The following is a 15,582-nucleotide window of genomic DNA, read 5'->3' as shown; positions in this document are numbered from 1 at the left end:
ACGCCCGGCCCACGGACACCCCGGATTCACACTGGGGCGGAAGCACGCCCGCGGAGATGCCCCCCGTGCGCGTGGGCGTCACCAGACCTCCGCGTTCCCTTCCCTCGTCCGCTCCCGATGCCGGCGAACGTGCCTGGCAGCAGCGCGAGGAGAGGCGACTGCGCGGGCAGGAGCCGGCGCCCTCGCGATCCGGCGACGCGGAGATCGAGCGCTATGTGCCGCAGGGGCAGGGTGCCGTGCCCTGGCACCAGATCAGCGACTTCCGCGTCACCGACGCACTCGTCGGCCGGATCGACTACTCGACCGGCAACTTCATGCTGGCCGCCACCGACTTCGACATCGCGGGCGTCGGCCAGAGCCTCCAGCTCACCCGCACCTACAACTCCCTGGACGCCCCCTACGGCCAGGTCGACGAGCAGTGGTGGCTGGGATACGAGCGCAGGCTGGACCTGTCCTTCACCAACGAGGTCCTGCACTACGACGACACCGGCGCGACCGTCGAGTACGCCAGGAACGCCGACGGCACCTTCACCACCCCGTCCGGATACTCCAAGGACCTGCGCGGGAACGCGGACGGCACCTACACCCTCACCGACCGCTCCTCGGGCCTGGCGGACACCTACGGCGCGGACGGCCGCCTCACCAAGGTCAGCGACCGCAACAACGGCTCCGTCACCGTCACCGCCCACCAGGACTCCTCCGGAGCCCCCACCGGGTTCAGACTGACCGAGACGCGCTCCGGCCGCTGGATCGACCTGACCCGCACCAGCAGCACGAAGTGGCAGGCGAAGGACAACGGCGGACGCACCGCCGGGTACGAACTGGACGCCGGCACCGGCCGGCTGACCCGCACGGTCGACACCGAGGGCGAGGCGACGACGTTCGCCTACGACGGCGACGGCCGGCTGGTGAAGCTGACCACGTCGGAGTCCAGGTCCGCGGTGCTCACCTACGACGGCCAGGACCGGGTGACCTCTCTGCGCCGTTACTCCGAGACCGGCGGCGGCTCCGGACCGACGTACGCCTACTCCTACACCGGCGCCACCCCTCATGACGCGGGCGTCACCACCGTCACCGATCCGCTGGGCCACACCAGCGAGTACCACCACAACGCCGACGGCGAGGTCACCAAGACCGTCGACGGGCTGAAGCACGAACGGTCGAAGACCTACAAGGACCACCTGGTGCAGACGGCCACCGACGCGATGGGCACCGGCAACGGCGGCCCCGGCGGCAACGTCACCACGTACGGCTGGGACACCCGCAACAACCCGACCTCGGCCAAGCTGCCCACCGGCGCCACGGCCACCGGCAGTTGGCAGACGATCGCCGGCGCGGACGTGCCCTCCACCGCCAACGGCCCCGACGGCGAGAAGACCGAGTTCACCTACGACACGGCCGGCAACACCAGGACCGTGACCACCACGGGCACCGGCGGCGGCACTCGTACGTTCACCCACAACGAGGCCACGCCCACCTGCGGCGGCTTCCAGGGCCAGACCTGCTCGGCCAGCGACGCCAACAACAAGAAGACGTCGTTCCGTTACGACGGACAGGGCAACCTCATCACGGCCACGCCACCCGCTCCGCAGAACCCGACCACGTACACGTACGACGCGCTCGGACGCACCGCCACGGCCACGGACGGGCGGGGCGTGAAGACCGTCTACACCTATGACGACCGTGACCGGGTCACCAAGGTCACGACCCCGCAGTCCACGGTGTCCTACCTCTACGACGGCGACGGCAACCTCACCAGCCGCACCGATGTCACCGGTGTGCAGACCTACCGGTTCGACGCGCTCAGCCGGGAGACGATCCGCACCCTGCAGGACGGCTCGCAGACCGTGCTGGCGTACACCGCCGACGGCAACGTCGACACCTACACCGATCCCGGAGGCGTCACCGACTACGAGTGGGACGCCGCCAACCGGCTCACCGTCCTGACCGGACCCACGAACAAGAAGACCGCGTACGAGTACGACAACAACGACGCGCGCACCAAGACCACCTACCCGGGCGGCACCGTGCAGTCGGTGACGCTGGACAACTCAGGCCGCCCGCAGAACATCAGGAACATCGCGCCGTCCGGCCGCATCACCAGTGACCTGTCGTACACCTACGCCTACACGGCCGGCACCGAGTCCCTGGACGGCGTCAAGATCCGCTCCCTCACGGACAACCTCACCCGGACCAGGACCGCCTACCAGTACGACTCCGCCGGCCGCGCCTCCCTGGCCGAGGAGATCGAGGCGTCGGGCCGCAAGACGTCCTGGCAGTACTGCCACGACCCGGCCGGCAACCTGCTCTCCCAGGGCGCCATTCCCGGCTGCCCCGGCGCCACCGTCTACACCTACGACGACGCCTCCCAGCTGATCGCCCGCAACGGCATCACCAGCAACTGGTCCTACGACAAGGCGGGCAACGAGACCGCGGGCGCCCCGACCCCCGAGGCGACCCGCACCGCCGAGCAGTACACCGACTTCAGCCAGCTGAAGTCACTGACCGTCGGCGGCACCACGTACGGTGCCCAGTACGCCAGCACCGACAGCAGCGAGCGCACCCGGCTGGGCGGCACCGTCTTCCACAACGGCCCCCTGGGCCTGTCCGGACAGACCGTCGCGGGCAAGGACACCGAGTTCATCCGCGAACCCGGCGGCACGCTCAACTCCCTGACGACCGGCGGGAAGAACTACTACTACCTGACCGACGCCCTCGGCTCCGTCACCGGTCTGGTGGACGAGAGCGGCAAGCAGGTGAACACCTACCGCTACACGCCCACCGGGATCAGCCGGACGGGCACCACCGAATCCGTGCCGCAGCCCTACCGGTTCACAGGCGGCTACCAGGACCCCACGGGCCTCTACCACTTCGGCGCCCGCTACTACGACCCGCAGATCAGCCGCTTCACCCAGCCCGACCCCTCCGGTCAGGAGAAGAACCCGTACCTGTACGCGGAGGGCGATCCGCTCAACCGCATCGACCCGAGCGGCACCTACTGGGTCCTCGACACCATCGGCGACATCCTCGACGTCAAGTCGGCCGTCCAAGGCGGCATGGCCGCCCAGGAAGGCAACTACAAGAAGCTGTGGGGCATCGCGGCGGGAGCCGCGGTCGGAGCGGCGGCCCAGGCGTCGTGCACCACGCTCGCCGGGGCCGCGGGGCTGGCGACCGGCGGCGTCGGATTCCTCGCCGCGGCGGGATGCCTCTACCTCGGAGACCGGCTCGGCAACCATGCGGAGGAGAGCATCGCGGGCGGCTGACCGAGCACAGCCCTCGACACCCCGAGGAGAAGAAGAGGACTCGATGACGACAGCCGAGACTTCAGGACGCTATGACTACCTGCCGGCGACCGGCTGGGTCATCGCCTTCATCGTCGTCTGCTTCGTCCTCGCGTTCGTCTTCATGGAGCGAGGACGCAAGTAGACCCACCCGAGGCGCCGCGCCGGTGGTGCGAACCACCGGCGCGGCGCTGCCACGGTTCACGGTCCCGCCGACGAGCGCCCGCGAGCGGACGAGCAGGCCAGCTTGGTGTCCCACGCGTAACAGGCCGCGTGCCCACCCCCCGCGGGAGGGCCGTCGGCCGTCGGTCACTTGGCCAGGAAGGCGAGGAGGGCGTCGGTGACCTCCTGGGCGTGGGTCCACAGCAGGCCGTGCGGGGCGCCGTCGATGACGACGTAGTAGGCCTGCGGGAGGGCCTGGTGGAAGAGGTCTCCGGTGGCCTCGATGGGCAGGATGCGGTCCGCGGTGCCGTGCAGGATCAGTGCCGGGACGTCGATCTTGGGGATGTCGGCGCGGAAGTCGGTGGACCAGGTCGCCACGCAGGCCAGGGACGCGTACGCGGAGGCTCCGGCGGCAACGTTCCAGCTGTTGCGGACGGCTTCCTCGCTGATGCGGGTACCGAGGTTCTCGTCGAGGTTGTAGAAGTTCTCGTAGAACGCGGTGAAGTAGGCGTAGCGGTCGGCGGTGACGGCCCCCGCGATGTCCTTGAAGATGGTGCCGTCGACGCCGCCGGGGTTGTCGTCGGTCTTGAGGAGGAAGGGTTCGAGGGAGGCGAGGAAAGCTGCCTTGGCTATGCGGGCGGAGCCGTAGGTGCCCAGGTAGCGGCCGACCTCGCCGGTACCCATGGAGAAGCCGACCAGGACGACGTCGTTGAGGTCGAGGGTCTCCAGCACCGTGTTCAGGTCGGCGGCGAAGGTGTCGTAGTCGTAGCCGGTGGTGGGCTGGCTGGAGCGGCCGAATCCGCGCCGGTCGTACGTGATCACTCGGTAGCCGGCCGACAGCAGGGCGGCGGACTGCTTCTCCCAGGAGTGGCCGTCGAGCGGGTAGCCGTGGATCAGCACGACCGGCTGCCCGGTGCCGTGGTCCTCGTAGTACAGCTCGATGCTGGTCGAGTTCTCCTGGCCGACGGTGATGAACGCCATGGTGTTACTGCCTTTCGGTGGAAACGCGTCTGGTGGTGACTGGTGGTGAAGTGCCCGGACGGGCAGGGCTGTGAGGACCTGCGATGCCGCGACGGGGCGGAACTTGCCGGTCGGTCAGCGGACCGTGCGGGCCGCCTGCTCCACGATGCGGGCGACGGCCCCGGGGCGGGACACGGATACCGCGTGCGACGCGTCGATGACCGTGGTGCGGGCCCCGGCACGGTCCGACATGTAACGCTGGGCGGCCACAGGGATGTTGAGGTCCTCGGTGGTGACCAGCGACCAGGAGGGGATCGTCTTCCAGGCGGCCTTCGTCGACTTCTCCTCCAGCGCGGCGGCGGCGATCGGACGCTGTCCCGCTGCCATGAGCCTGGCCTTGTCCGCCGGCACGTCCGCAGCGAACTGGGCCCGGAACTTGTCCGGCTTGATGTACACGTCTGCGCCCTGACCACCGTCGGGCAGCGTGTAGTTGACGGACTCGATCGCCTGGCCGAGGGTGCTGCCGGGGAACTTGTTCGTCAGTCCCAGCGAACTCTCGCCCGTGTCGGGCAGGAACGCGGCGATGTAGACCAGCGCCTTCACCTTGCCCTCCAGGCCCGCGGCGGCCTGGCTGATGACGGTACCGCCGTAGGAGTGACCGACCAGGACCACCGGCCCGTCGATGTGGTCGACGACGCTGCGCAGGTAAGCGGCGTCGGTCGCCGGACCACGCAGCGGGTTGGCGGCGGCCACCACGGGATAGCCCGCCTTCTGCAGTCTCTTGACGACGCCGTCCCAGCTCGCCGCGTCGGCGAACGCCCCGTGCTCCAGCACGATCGTCGGCCGTACCGGGTGGTGGGACGCCGCGCCGGCTACGCCGGGCAGGGTGACGGCCGCCACGGACAGTCCCACGGCCGCGGTGACACCGAGCAGGGCGGATCTACGGCTCGGACGGGCCAGGCGGGTGATGCGCATGCGTGAAAGTCCTCTTCTTGGTTCTTCTTGGTTGTCATCCCTCACCGGACGTGCCGGCGAAGTGGGCCGGTGCGTTCGAGAACCGAAGCACCGAGTTCCTTTGTGGTTGACCGAGTTGTTGTGCGTTCCGTCTGCGCCAGGTGGTCGGTGCGGATCGGATGGGTGGTGAGCGACACCCGGCAGCGGCCTGGAGAGCGGCTGCCGGACCGCGGCCCGATCCGGCTCTGGAGCATCGCCCCGCCCGAACCCCCAGGGCAGAACGTCTTTCGTCCTGTCCTACGAGGAGAAGACAGGGCCGGTTCACCCCGGGAACGGAATGTTCGTTCGCGGGCATCGAAGGTTGCCGCGTGGGGCACCGTGGTCAGCCGCTTCCCGATGTGATCGAGCCTCCGGTCGAGGGCGTTCCGCGGTCCTGACACTTCGTGATGATCGCTGTGTCGGACCGTGGTGCCCGACCTGCACCCGGGCGGGCCTCAGCCGGTGGAGTCCAGGACTTCGTACACATGCCTCATGTAGCTGAGGGTGCGCTCGGAGCCGAGGATTCCGTCGCCCAGCCGGTTCATCGTGTACGAGAACGTGACACGCCGGTCGAGGTCCATCATGACGATCGAACCGCCCCGGCCGACCCAGAAGCAGATCCTCCCGGAGGGCATCTGCGGCATCGTCCTCGCATCGGCGAGCGCGAAGCCGATGCCCCAGCGCACGGGAACGCCCAGGAACAGGTCGATCCCGTCGGCCTGTACGTCGAGGGCCTTGTCCACCGTGTCCGCGGAGAGGAGCCGGTGGCCGTTCACCTGGCCGCGCCGTGAGATCACGGAGAGGGCACGGGCCATGCCTCGTGCGTTGCCGTGTCCGTTGACGGCTCCGAGTTCGGCGCGGCGCCACTGCGGGGTGTCGACGTGCTGGTCCCGGGCGGGGCTTCCCAGCAGCGTCTTGGTGAAGATCCCCTCGGGATCGAGGCCGGCGGGCATTCCGGGGAGTTGCGACGGGGCCACCAGCTCGGCGATACGCGGCCAGTCGGCCTGCCGCGCACCGATCTGGACGTCGGCCCGTGACGGCTTGGCGATCTCGGTGTCGACGAACTCGGTCAGGGTACGGCCGCTGACCCGCCGGACAAGCTCTCCCACCAACTGTCCCTGGGTCTGCACGTGGTAGCCCGAGGCACTGCCCGGCTCCCACCAGGGCGCCTGCTCGGCCAGCCGGGCGCTCGCGGTGGGCCAGTCGTACAGATCGTCGATGGTGAAGGGCTGCTGCCAGCCGGAGAGCCCCGAAGTGTGTGCCAGGACATGCCGCACCTCGATGTCCTGCTTGCCCTGAGCGGCGAATTCGGGCCAGTAGTGCGCGACCGGGCGGTGCAGATCCAGTGCCCCCCGGTCGACGAGAACGAGGGCCGCCAGACTGCTGAGGGTCTTGGTGGTCGACCACAGGCTGACCAACGTGTCCTGGTGCCACGGAACGGTCCGCGCCGCGTCGGCATGCCCACCCCACAGATCGACTTCCATGACTCCGTCGACATCGACGGCGATCGACGCCCCCAACTCCTCGCCGGACTCCAGATGCGCTGCCAGCGCCGCTCGGACCGGTTCGAACCGGGCGGTGCTCGTTCCTTCGACGATGACCATGTCTTCTTCCCACTCCTGACGACGACTGTTCGATCGGTCAACGGGATGAACGTCCCGCTGGTTCAGCTTCGTCGCAGGTGAGAGGCGTCTGTGCGGATGTCCCTCGGACAGGGCGTCATCTGCAAAGACCGTCCCCAGGAGAACCGGCCTGCTCTGCGCCACCGCCGACCGCACCCCGGAGGGGGCTGGGGTGCGGCATGGCTCCACGCACCGGGGCCGGCGCAGGCGCCCCTGTCACCGCGGCTACCGCGCCGCCGGCGAAGTCATCGCGCGGATGCCGTCCTGATAAAGTCCTGTCCGATATGCGGGAAGCGGACGACGGTGTCCTCACCGCTCCGATCACCTGCTCCGTCCCGCCCCGACCTCGGCGGACGGGTCACGGCGACGAGGGTCGCGCGGGTGTCCGGGTGTGCCGGCGCCCGGTTGGCGTCACCGCGGGAGCGGGTCCCCCACATGTCCGTGGGTCATGGTCATGTTTGTGCCCCCCGATGGTGGCACCGTCGAGCGGGATTCTGAGTGGGTACGGTGACAGCTGTGAGGCAGGGGCTCGACTTCGGACTGCTGGGTCCGCTCGTGGTACGGAGGGCGGGTACGGTACTCGATCCGGGTCGGCGCAGGCAGCGGCTGCTGCTCATCCGTCTGTTGCTCGCCGACGGCCGGGCGGTCGCTCCGCAGACGCTGTGCGAGGAACTGTGGCCCCAGCAGCCGGGACGGGCACCGGGCGGAGCGTTGAGCTCCCTGCACGCCCACATCAGCAAGGTCCGCGCGGTCCTGGAACCCCAGCACCTGCGCCGTCAGGGCACCTTCGAGGTACTGGTCACCGAACCCCTGGGTTACGCCCTGCGCGTGCCGCCCGAGAACCGTGACACCGTACGCTTCGAGCGGGCCCTTGCCGAGGCACACCGATTGATGGACCAGGGCCGGCCGGAACGCGTCGTGGAAGAGGCCCGAAGAGCCCTGGAGATGTGGCGCGGCACCCCGTTCGCCGACGCCGCGCACCACCTGTTCGCCACCCACGAGGCAGCACGCCTGGAAGAACTGCGGCAGACCACCCTCGAGATCCGCGCCACTGCCCTGCTCCTGCAAGGACGGGTCCCCGAAGCCCTGGACACGGCACAGGAAATGACCACAGAGCATCCCCTACGGGAAACCGGCTGGGCCCTGCTGCTGCGCGCCCTGTACCTCACCGGCCGGCACCCCGAAGCGCTTCAGCGCTACACCGACCTGCGCCGGTACCTCGCCGACGAACTCGGCCTCGAACCCAGCCCACCCCTGCGCGCCCTGCACCACGGCATCCTTCACCACGACCTGCCCCCCCTTCACTCAGCCGATGAACTGAACAGATTCGGCGCGGCATTCGCCCCCGGCACAGGTACCGGGCACGGCCGCGATCCGATGGGGTCGGCCATGTCCGGGGTCCCGGACGAGGACGAGGCAACCGCGCCCGGCGGCACGGCCGACGACGAACCAGGCGACGCGGCCGATCGGTCCGACGCGAGGTGCGACCCGGCCACGGATGATGCCGGCACCACGTCGCCGCCCCTGACACGTCCGGCACAACTGCCGCGGGGTCTCCCGGTGTTCGCCGGGCGGGCGGCCGAGGGCGCGTGGCTGTCCGCCGTGAGCGGCGCACCGGGCCGGCCCGGACCGACCGCTGCCCCCGTCGTCGTCATCAGTGGTGCTCCCGGTGTCGGCAAGACCACCTTCGCCGTCCACCACGCCCACCGCATCGCCCCCTCTTTCCCCGACGGACAGCTTTTCGTCAACCTGTGCGGATTCCACCCCCACGCACCCGCCGTCGAACCCGGAACCGCCCTGCACGGCTTCCTCACCGCCCTCGGCGTTCCCGCCCCACGCATCCCCGAAGACACCCCCGGCCGCAGCACACTCTTCCGCAGCCTCCTCGCCGACCGGCAGCTCCTCCTCGTCCTGGACAACGCCCGCGACGAGCAACAAGTGCGCCCCCTGCTCCCCGCGGGAGCGGGCTGCCTCACCCTGATCACCAGCCGCAACCAACTCCCCGGCCTGATCACCACCGACGGCGCCAAACCCCTCACCCTCCCACTGCCCTCACCCACCGAGGCCCACCAGGCCCTCGAACGACGCCTGGGAACCGAACGCCTGGTCGCCGAGCCCGCCGCCACAGCCGACATCATCCGCCTGTGCGGACGACTTCCCCTGGCCATGGCCGTGGTCGCCGCCCGCGCCGAACTCGATCCCTCCTTCCCCCTTCAGGCCATCGCCGACGAGCTGCGACACACCCACGGCGGCCTCGACGCGTTCACCGGTTTCGACACCACCACCGACGTACGCACCGTCTTCTCCTGGTCCTACCAATCCCTGGACGAGCCCGCCGCCCGGCTCTTCCGCTCCCTGGCCCTGCACCCCGGCCCCCACATCACCGCCCCCGCCGCCGCCAGCCTCGCCGGCCTTCCCCTGCCCCGGACCCGCCGCGCACTCGCCGGCCTGGTCAGCTCCTGCCTCGTGGAACAGCCACTGCCCGGCCGCTACGGCCTGCACGACCTCCTGCGCGGCTACGCCACCGAACTGACCCACACCCACGACACCACCGGCGAACGCCACCACGCCACCCTCCGGGTCCTGGACCACTACCTGTTCACCGCCTACGAGGCCAACCAGCTCCTGAAACACGACACGACGCCCGAGCTGGACCTCGGCGCACCCAACCCAGGCGTCACTCCGGAGCACCTCACCACCATCAAGCAGGCAACCCGGTGGCTCACCGCCGAACACCAAGTGCTGACCGGCCTGCTCCACACCGCCGTCAGCCAGAAGCTGGACCACCACACCACCGGGCTGGCCTGGTCACTCAAGGACTATCTCTACCGCCAGGAGTTCTGGCCCGAAGCCATCACCGCGCTGACCCCCGCCCTGGAAGTGGCCCGGCGCCAGAACGACCGCCTCGAAGAAGGCCGTTGCCTACGCCACCTCGGTGGCGTCCACGGCTATCTCGGCCACCAGGAACAAGCCCTGCGCCACCTGCGACTCGCCACCACGATCTTCGAAGAGCTCGACGCGACCGGTGACCTGGCCCGAGCCCACTACGTCACGGCGTGCTCGCTGTTCCTGTTCGGCCGGATCCAGGAGGCCGTGACGTTCTCCGAGCGGGGGCTGGAGCTGTCCCGGGCGACAGGTGAGGAGTTGTGGTTGGCCGAGTGCCTCGTCGAACTCGCCTGGTTCCGCTGCAACCTGGGGCAGCTCGAGAAAAGCCTTCAGTACAGCGAGGAGGGCATCGCCTTGTTCCAGCGCCTGGACGCGCCGTGGCAGCTGGCCCAGGCCTGGGACATTCTGGGCTACAACCTCCGTATGCTCGGCCGTTACGAGGAGTCGGTGGCCACCTACCAGCGGGCGACGCGGGCGTTCGAGGAACTGGGCGACCACAGGAACGCCGTCGGCTCACTGATGCGGCTGGGCGACACCCGGCTGGCCCAGGGCGACCGGGACGGCGCACGAGCGGACTGGGTCCACGCCCTCGCCGGCGCCGACGAGCGAGCCATGTCCCGCAGCGCCCAGCAGGTCCGTGACCGGCTCACCGCCCTGGACATGGACGCGGACCCCACGCCTCCCGTGCCGGAGAGGGCGGCCGGTGGCCATCAGCTCCCGGTTCCGAGGAGTGGTGATCCTGCGCGCCAGGTGTATTGACCGGCGGCCGGGCCGGGGATCGGCCGGGGGAAGGGGCGCGAGGCCTCTGCTGCTGTCCCGGACGGTTCCGGCTGCGCCGAGATCTCCGAATGTGCGTCCCCCCTGTGAACGCCGGCAACACGGCGACGGTTCACCCTGCGTCGCAGTCGATGAGGGCGATGAGGGCGATGAGCGATGCTTCAGGTCGTCGTCATCGAGGGCGTCAGCACCGGGGCGGGAGTGACCGCCCCGTGCACCGGGGCTGTGCGGCCCGGTGCACGGCGCGGTTCCGGGCGCGTCGAGTCAGCGGATCTGCAGGATGTGCAGCGTCGCGTTGAGTCCCTCGACGTCGCGAACAGCCGACCACTTGGGCATGACTTTCACGTGATCGCCGAGCAACATCTCGATGTTGTTGTTGCCGGAGGTGACTCGCGAAACGTTGGGGAGCCCGGGAGCCATGACGCCCGCGTTGGCGAAGCACGCGGTCTGGCCGCCGTTGTACCAGACCTTGACCAGATCCGTCCGGTCACCGCAGGCGGTCTGATTGACCGCGGCGGCCGGGGAGGCGGGCAGGAGAACGGTCATGGCTCCCGCTGCCAGGACGAGGCCGAGCCGGGAGAGGGTGCGCTTCATAAGTGTGTGGTTTTCCTTCCGAGATGGTGCCGTGCTGCGGAGCAACACGATCGAGGGGCCGGCGACCACCCTTGTCGTTCACGCGGAGCGGCAGCCTGATGGCGCACAAGGTGCAGGGGTGGACGACCGGTCTGTGTGCCACCGTGTCGAACCTGGGCACAGGGTCGGCGAACGAGGAGCCGCCACCTGGCCCCCAGGCCCCGATGTGTAGGCGTTCGATCTGCTGAACGTGGCCCGTGGCTCTCCGGTTCACCCGCGTTCGAAGCCGTCCTCGGCGGCGTCACGGGGCGAGCTGTGCCTGTGCCTGTACCTGTGCCTGGAGGGTCTCGCGCCGGCGGTCGACCCGGAACCGAGCGTTGCCGGGGATGGGCGGCCGGCCGGTTCACCGTGCGTGGAACCCGCGGGGCGGATGCGCGACGCAGGACCGGCCGATCGGTGCGCCGCCCGGTCGACGTGTACCAGCGCGTCGTGACGGACGTCGCGACGGGAGCGGGCACCCGCTCCGCCACCGCAGGAACCCCACGGCGGCCCGTCCGTGTGCGACTCGGCCGAACGCGCGCTCCACAACGGACGCCAGCGCCTGTCCGGGGCGGTCAGCGAGAGACGCCAAGGGGCACGACAAGGAGACGACAAGGTTTGGCGAAGGGCTCCCTAGGAGGGTTGAGCCACTCGCCCGCACATGCGGGAGAGATCGCCACAAAGCACTCGAACAGGAATGGGCGCCACCCATGAACGGGATCATGCAAGCGGGGAGCAGCACCCTCGCTCCGGCTCGGGCGCAGGCCCGGCACGTCACATCGGACGCCGACTGCGATGCCTTCATCCGAGACGTCTACGACCAGTACGGACTTCCGCTCGTCCGGTACGCCACGCGGCTGCTGGACGGCGACTGGCACAAGGCGGAGGACATCCTCCAGGAGACCGCGGCCCGTGCCTGGAAGCACGCCGGGTTCCTGGGTACGCGCGGCGACCACATCCGGCCTTGGCTGTTCACCGTGGCCAGGAACCTGGTCATCGACCACCACCGGGCCCGGCAGATCAGGCCGCTCGAACTGATGCCGATCGAAGACCTGGACACATCCTGGGACGGCATGAATTCCACGATCACCTCCCACGCGGTGCTGGAAGCACTACGGGAGCTGAAAGAGCAGCATCGGACCATCATCCGCCTCATGTACTACCTGGAATGCAGTGTGGCCCAGACGGCCGACCACCTCGGCATCCCGCCCGGCACCGTCAAGAGCCGCGCCTTCTACGCCGTGCGGGCGCTGCGCAAGGCACTGGAGAGACAAGACGTACTCGGCGAGTAGCCGTGGCATCGGCGGTGCGTGCCGCCCTGGTCCTCCACGTCCCCCTGGTCCGTGGGGGGTTGGTCGCGGCGTCGCGGCCATGTCGGCGTAGGTTGGCCTTTCAAACGAGGAGGACAAGTGACGGTCAAGGTCATCGACGTACCCGAAGCCCGCCGCTACGAGGCACAGGTGGACGGCAGGCCGGAGGTCGCGGGCTTCGCGCAGTACATTCGGACAGCGGAACTGATCGCCTTCGTCCACACCGAGGTGGCGCCGGAACACGAGGGCAAGGGCGTCGGCTCCGCGCTGGCTCGGACCTCCCTCGACGAGGCACGCGCCGCGGGATTGCGCGTACTGGCCACCTGCCCCTTCTACGCGGTCTGGATCAGCCGCCATCCCGAGTACGCCGACCTGCTGTACCAGGCCCGCAGCAAGGTCAGCGACTGACTCCACTCCTTCGCCGTGGAAGGGCGCACCCGGTTCGCAGCAGCTGCGCGAACCGGCTTCCGCGGGCCCCTGCCGGCAAGCCCTGAAACACCTCGCGTGGGTTCACCCTCGGCTCCGGCGCCTGCCTCTTCGCGGGCGTCCCACCGCTGGGAGCGGCATCCCGGCCGGGGTGGTCGACGGCGTGCGGCTCGGTCGTCGCCTGGCCGTGATGGTGGTCGTCGGCGTGCGCGGTGCCGGCGGGTGAGGTGCGGGCGGCAAGAACACAGCTAGTGCCGCGGCAGGCAACGTTCGCCCCGTCGCGACGCCCGGCACGCCCTCTCGCCGCACCGGCCGAAAGCCCAAGTACATCCAGTACGAGGGCTTCCGGCCGGCACGCCGAGAGCACGCACCGGACGCCGCTCCTTGACGGGCAAACGTTGCCTGCCACGGCACTAGCGAAACAACTGCACCACGACCCACAGCTTCCGTCGACCGTGCCGCTCGCCTTGGCGAGCCCTCGCCATCGCAGCGGCTGACCCCGCGCACTCCGCAGGTTTACCCATACGTACCTCACAGGTTTACCCACACCTCATACCAGCACGGGATGGCCGGGAGCGCATGGATTGCCAAGATCTCCTCCTGAGGCCGGATCCTTCACAGGGCCGGCGAACGAAGGGGAAGGTTCAATGCTCAAAGCTGGACGTATCTTTACGGCCATGGTCGCGGCAGCAGCTCTTGCCGCCGTTGCCGTTCCCGCGCAGACCGCAACAGCAGCTACCGTCGCCCCGGCTGTGGGGTGTTACGAGAGCGCAGGGAAATTTGGTGCCGAAGCGGGACAAAATGGCGACAATGCTCACTTCCCCAACTACGGCGACTGGATGCGGGTTCTGGGCCACTGCAACGACATCAACGTCAAGCTTGAGACCACACGTAGCACCAGGGTCTGCACACGCAACAAGTGCCACCCCTGGGTCACGGCCACGAAGAACACCTGGACCGTGGTCTTCAAGAATTCGGTGCCCGGCGCCGAGTACTACCTCCAGTTCGGGGGAAGCCCCACCGTGGTCGGATTGATAGCTGACTGACGCGGCGGCCAGGCGGCGTGACGAGGCCCCACCCGGCCGGGCTGGATGCGGGTGGGGCCTCGTGTCCGTGGAATCAAGCAGCACGCTCAGATCGTGGATGATCCGAACATATCGCGCGTGTCGGGCGAGTCGAGGACGACAGGCCGGGCCATCTGCAAGCCGGCCGGGACGTACCGCTTCGCGTACCGCAGCCCCGACAACGCGCCCTCCACAGCGGCCTGTCCGAGCCGCGACAGCATCGCGTAGATGTGCGCACAGCCCCGGCAGGAGATCACGCCGAAGCCGCGGGTGCACACGCGTTGCCCGCTCTCGATGGCGTGCACGCGGACGGGGTGGCCACACGCCGGACACTCGGGACGCGCAGCGCCCGCTCGACCTGCCTCCGGGCGCGCTCCGCGTTCGGGAACACCGGCCTGCTGGCGCGGCTGTAGGGCCTCATCGCATGATCCTCTCGGGCGGCTCCTGGCCGTCGTGCGCCTCGGCGAAGTGCTCGCGGATCGCCCGCTCGGTGCGCGTCCGCAACACCAGCGACTGCTGATCCGGGCTTGTACAGCCGGTCCAGGTGCCGGTCCCACACCTCGGCGCGCTCCCGCCACCGGAAGCGGGCCGCCGCCTTCCGGACCGTAACCGCGGGGAGCTGTAGCCCTTCCGCAGCCTTCTGTAGGGTCCGGGTGCGGCCGAGGTCACGGTATGTGACGAACTGGCCGTGCTTGCGGGGGTCTCGTCGGGCTGCTGCTCCCACGGGTCGAGGGGTGCACTGAGCGTGGTCGGTGGGGCGTTGGTGCTCACGGCGGTCAGGCGGGGGTGTCGAGGTACTGGCGGGCCCACAGCTCCAGGGCTTTGCACCGGTGCTCTGCGGGGACCTCGCCACGGGCTACAGCCTGCTGTAGTGCTTTCTCGACGACTGCGGCGGCCTTGGTGGGCATGGCGTCGGTGTGGAACAGGGTGAGGAGCGGGGCCATGCCGTGGTGCTTCGGTTCGCCGGTGTCGCGGTCGAACCAGGCGTCGACGAGGTCGTTCGCGTGGTCCGTGAAGGACTCCAGGATGAGGCCGAAGGCGGTGGCGACGTTGGTGACGTCGGCGCTCTTGGAGGCGAGGTCGAGGGCCGCCATGATCTGGTCGTACTGGCGTAGCGCGGCGACCCAGACGGCGTCCGAGGACGCGGCGAGGCCGAGGGCGTCGCGGAGGACGTCTTGTGCTTCCTTGAGGTCGTCGGGGAGGAACACGATCGCGAGGGTCTGGAAAGTGAGGTTGGCTTCGCCGAGCGAAGGGCTGTCGAGGTCGGCGAGGAGTTCGAGGGTGGCACCGTCCAGGCCCGCGTACTGGCGGAGGAACGAGGTCGTCGATCTGCTCGTAGAGCGTCTTGAGGATGGCCGGGGCATCCTCGCCGGCGATGGCGTTGTGCGACAGCTGGATGGCGATGCGCTGGGCCTCGGTGAGCCGGTCGCTGGTCTCCAGCCAGGTGATCAGACGGACATGCGGATTCCGGAGGGCCGGCCGCTAGCCG

General features: G+C 69.3%; 11 protein-coding genes. 5 read left to right on the top strand and 6 right to left on the bottom strand.

What is annotated here, in order from left to right; translation table 11 throughout:
• The first annotated feature begins 56 nt into the window (after nt 1-56).
• Nucleotides 57-3,263 carry an RHS repeat-associated core domain-containing protein gene (locus tag QQS16_RS39455; protein WP_286067454.1) on the top strand — a complete coding sequence of 1,069 codons (3,207 nt, stop codon included), beginning with the start codon at nt 57-59 and terminating at the stop codon, nt 3,261-3,263.
• Nucleotides 3,264-3,590: 327 nt separating this feature from the next.
• Here the strand turns inward: QQS16_RS39455 and QQS16_RS39450 are convergent, their stop codons facing one another.
• The 3 genes from QQS16_RS39450 to QQS16_RS39440 form a co-directional block, all read right to left on the bottom strand.
• Nucleotides 3,591-4,424, bottom strand: coding sequence for an alpha/beta fold hydrolase (locus tag QQS16_RS39450; protein ID WP_286067452.1), 834 nt, complete (start codon nt 4,422-4,424; stop codon nt 3,591-3,593).
• 114 nt (nt 4,425-4,538) lie between these two features.
• Nucleotides 4,539-5,378, bottom strand: a complete 840-nt coding sequence (locus tag QQS16_RS39445; RefSeq protein WP_286067451.1) for an alpha/beta fold hydrolase — start codon at nt 5,376-5,378, stop codon at nt 4,539-4,541.
• Nucleotides 5,379-5,851: 473 nt separating this feature from the next.
• Nucleotides 5,852-7,000, bottom strand: a complete 1,149-nt coding sequence (locus tag QQS16_RS39440) for a serine hydrolase domain-containing protein (RefSeq protein ID WP_286067450.1) — start codon at nt 6,998-7,000, stop codon at nt 5,852-5,854.
• Nucleotides 7,001-7,534: 534 nt separating this feature from the next.
• Here QQS16_RS39440 and QQS16_RS39435 point away from each other — a divergent pair.
• On the top strand, nt 7,535-10,663 hold the full coding sequence (locus tag QQS16_RS39435; protein ID WP_286067449.1) for an AfsR/SARP family transcriptional regulator: 3,129 nt from the start codon (nt 7,535-7,537) through the stop codon (nt 10,661-10,663).
• A gap of 282 nt (nt 10,664-10,945) precedes the next feature.
• On the opposite strand, the gene QQS16_RS39430 is transcribed toward QQS16_RS39435, so the two are convergent.
• A complete protein-coding gene (locus QQS16_RS39430) occupies nt 10,946-11,275 on the bottom strand; it encodes a beta/gamma crystallin domain-containing protein (RefSeq protein WP_286067448.1) in 330 nt (109 codons plus the stop codon).
• A gap of 728 nt (nt 11,276-12,003) precedes the next feature.
• Between QQS16_RS39430 and QQS16_RS39425 the strand changes: the two genes are divergently transcribed.
• The 3 genes from QQS16_RS39425 to QQS16_RS39415 all read left to right on the top strand — a co-directional run bounded on the left by QQS16_RS39425 (nt 12,004) and on the right by QQS16_RS39415 (nt 14,075).
• Nucleotides 12,004-12,585, top strand: a complete 582-nt coding sequence (locus QQS16_RS39425) for a sigma-70 family RNA polymerase sigma factor (RefSeq protein ID WP_286067447.1) — start codon at nt 12,004-12,006, stop codon at nt 12,583-12,585.
• A 117-nt stretch (nt 12,586-12,702) separates the two neighbouring features.
• Nucleotides 12,703-13,011 (top strand): GNAT family N-acetyltransferase, encoded by a 309-nt coding sequence (locus QQS16_RS39420; protein ID WP_286067445.1) that lies wholly within the window; start codon nt 12,703-12,705, stop codon nt 13,009-13,011.
• Between the two features lie 695 nt (nt 13,012-13,706).
• The gene (locus QQS16_RS39415) at nt 13,707-14,075 is read left to right on the top strand and encodes a hypothetical protein (protein ID WP_286067444.1); all 369 of its coding nucleotides are present in this window, start codon (nt 13,707-13,709) and stop codon (nt 14,073-14,075) included.
• A gap of 86 nt (nt 14,076-14,161) precedes the next feature.
• Here the strand turns inward: QQS16_RS39415 and QQS16_RS39410 are convergent, their stop codons facing one another.
• Nucleotides 14,162-14,398: a hypothetical protein gene (locus QQS16_RS39410; RefSeq protein ID WP_286067443.1), complete on the bottom strand. Its 237-nt coding sequence runs from the start codon at nt 14,396-14,398 to the stop codon at nt 14,162-14,164.
• A 471-nt stretch (nt 14,399-14,869) separates the two neighbouring features.
• The gene (locus QQS16_RS39405; RefSeq protein WP_286067442.1) at nt 14,870-15,457 is read right to left on the bottom strand and encodes a hypothetical protein; all 588 of its coding nucleotides are present in this window, start codon (nt 15,455-15,457) and stop codon (nt 14,870-14,872) included.
• Nucleotides 15,458-15,582: the final 125 nt, after the last annotated feature.

The sequence above is a fragment of the Streptomyces sp. ALI-76-A genome (assembly GCF_030287445.1).
GTDB lineage: Bacteria > Actinomycetota > Actinomycetes > Streptomycetales > Streptomycetaceae > Streptomyces.
The sequence above is the reverse complement of the archived record's forward strand: the minus strand, read 5'-3'. Positions and strand labels throughout refer to the sequence as shown.

What these genes read in the sequence shown, in the direction of transcription:
- QQS16_RS39455 (WP_286067454.1), top strand. Translation starts at nt 57, where the DNA reads ATGCCCCCCGTGCGCGTGGGCGTCACCAGACCTCCGCGTTCCCTTCCC.
- QQS16_RS39450 (WP_286067452.1), bottom strand. Translation starts at nt 4,424, where the DNA reads ATGGCGTTCATCACCGTCGGCCAGGAGAACTCGACCAGCATCGAGCTG.
- QQS16_RS39445 (WP_286067451.1), bottom strand. Translation starts at nt 5,378, where the DNA reads ATGCGCATCACCCGCCTGGCCCGTCCGAGCCGTAGATCCGCCCTGCTC.
- QQS16_RS39440 (WP_286067450.1), bottom strand. Translation starts at nt 7,000, where the DNA reads ATGGTCATCGTCGAAGGAACGAGCACCGCCCGGTTCGAACCGGTCCGA.
- QQS16_RS39430 (WP_286067448.1), bottom strand. Translation starts at nt 11,275, where the DNA reads ATGAAGCGCACCCTCTCCCGGCTCGGCCTCGTCCTGGCAGCGGGAGCC.
- QQS16_RS39425 (WP_286067447.1), top strand. Translation starts at nt 12,004, where the DNA reads ATGAACGGGATCATGCAAGCGGGGAGCAGCACCCTCGCTCCGGCTCGG.
- QQS16_RS39415 (WP_286067444.1), top strand. Translation starts at nt 13,707, where the DNA reads ATGGTCGCGGCAGCAGCTCTTGCCGCCGTTGCCGTTCCCGCGCAGACC.
- QQS16_RS39405 (WP_286067442.1), bottom strand. Translation starts at nt 15,457, where the DNA reads ATGCCCCGGCCATCCTCAAGACGCTCTACGAGCAGATCGACGACCTCG.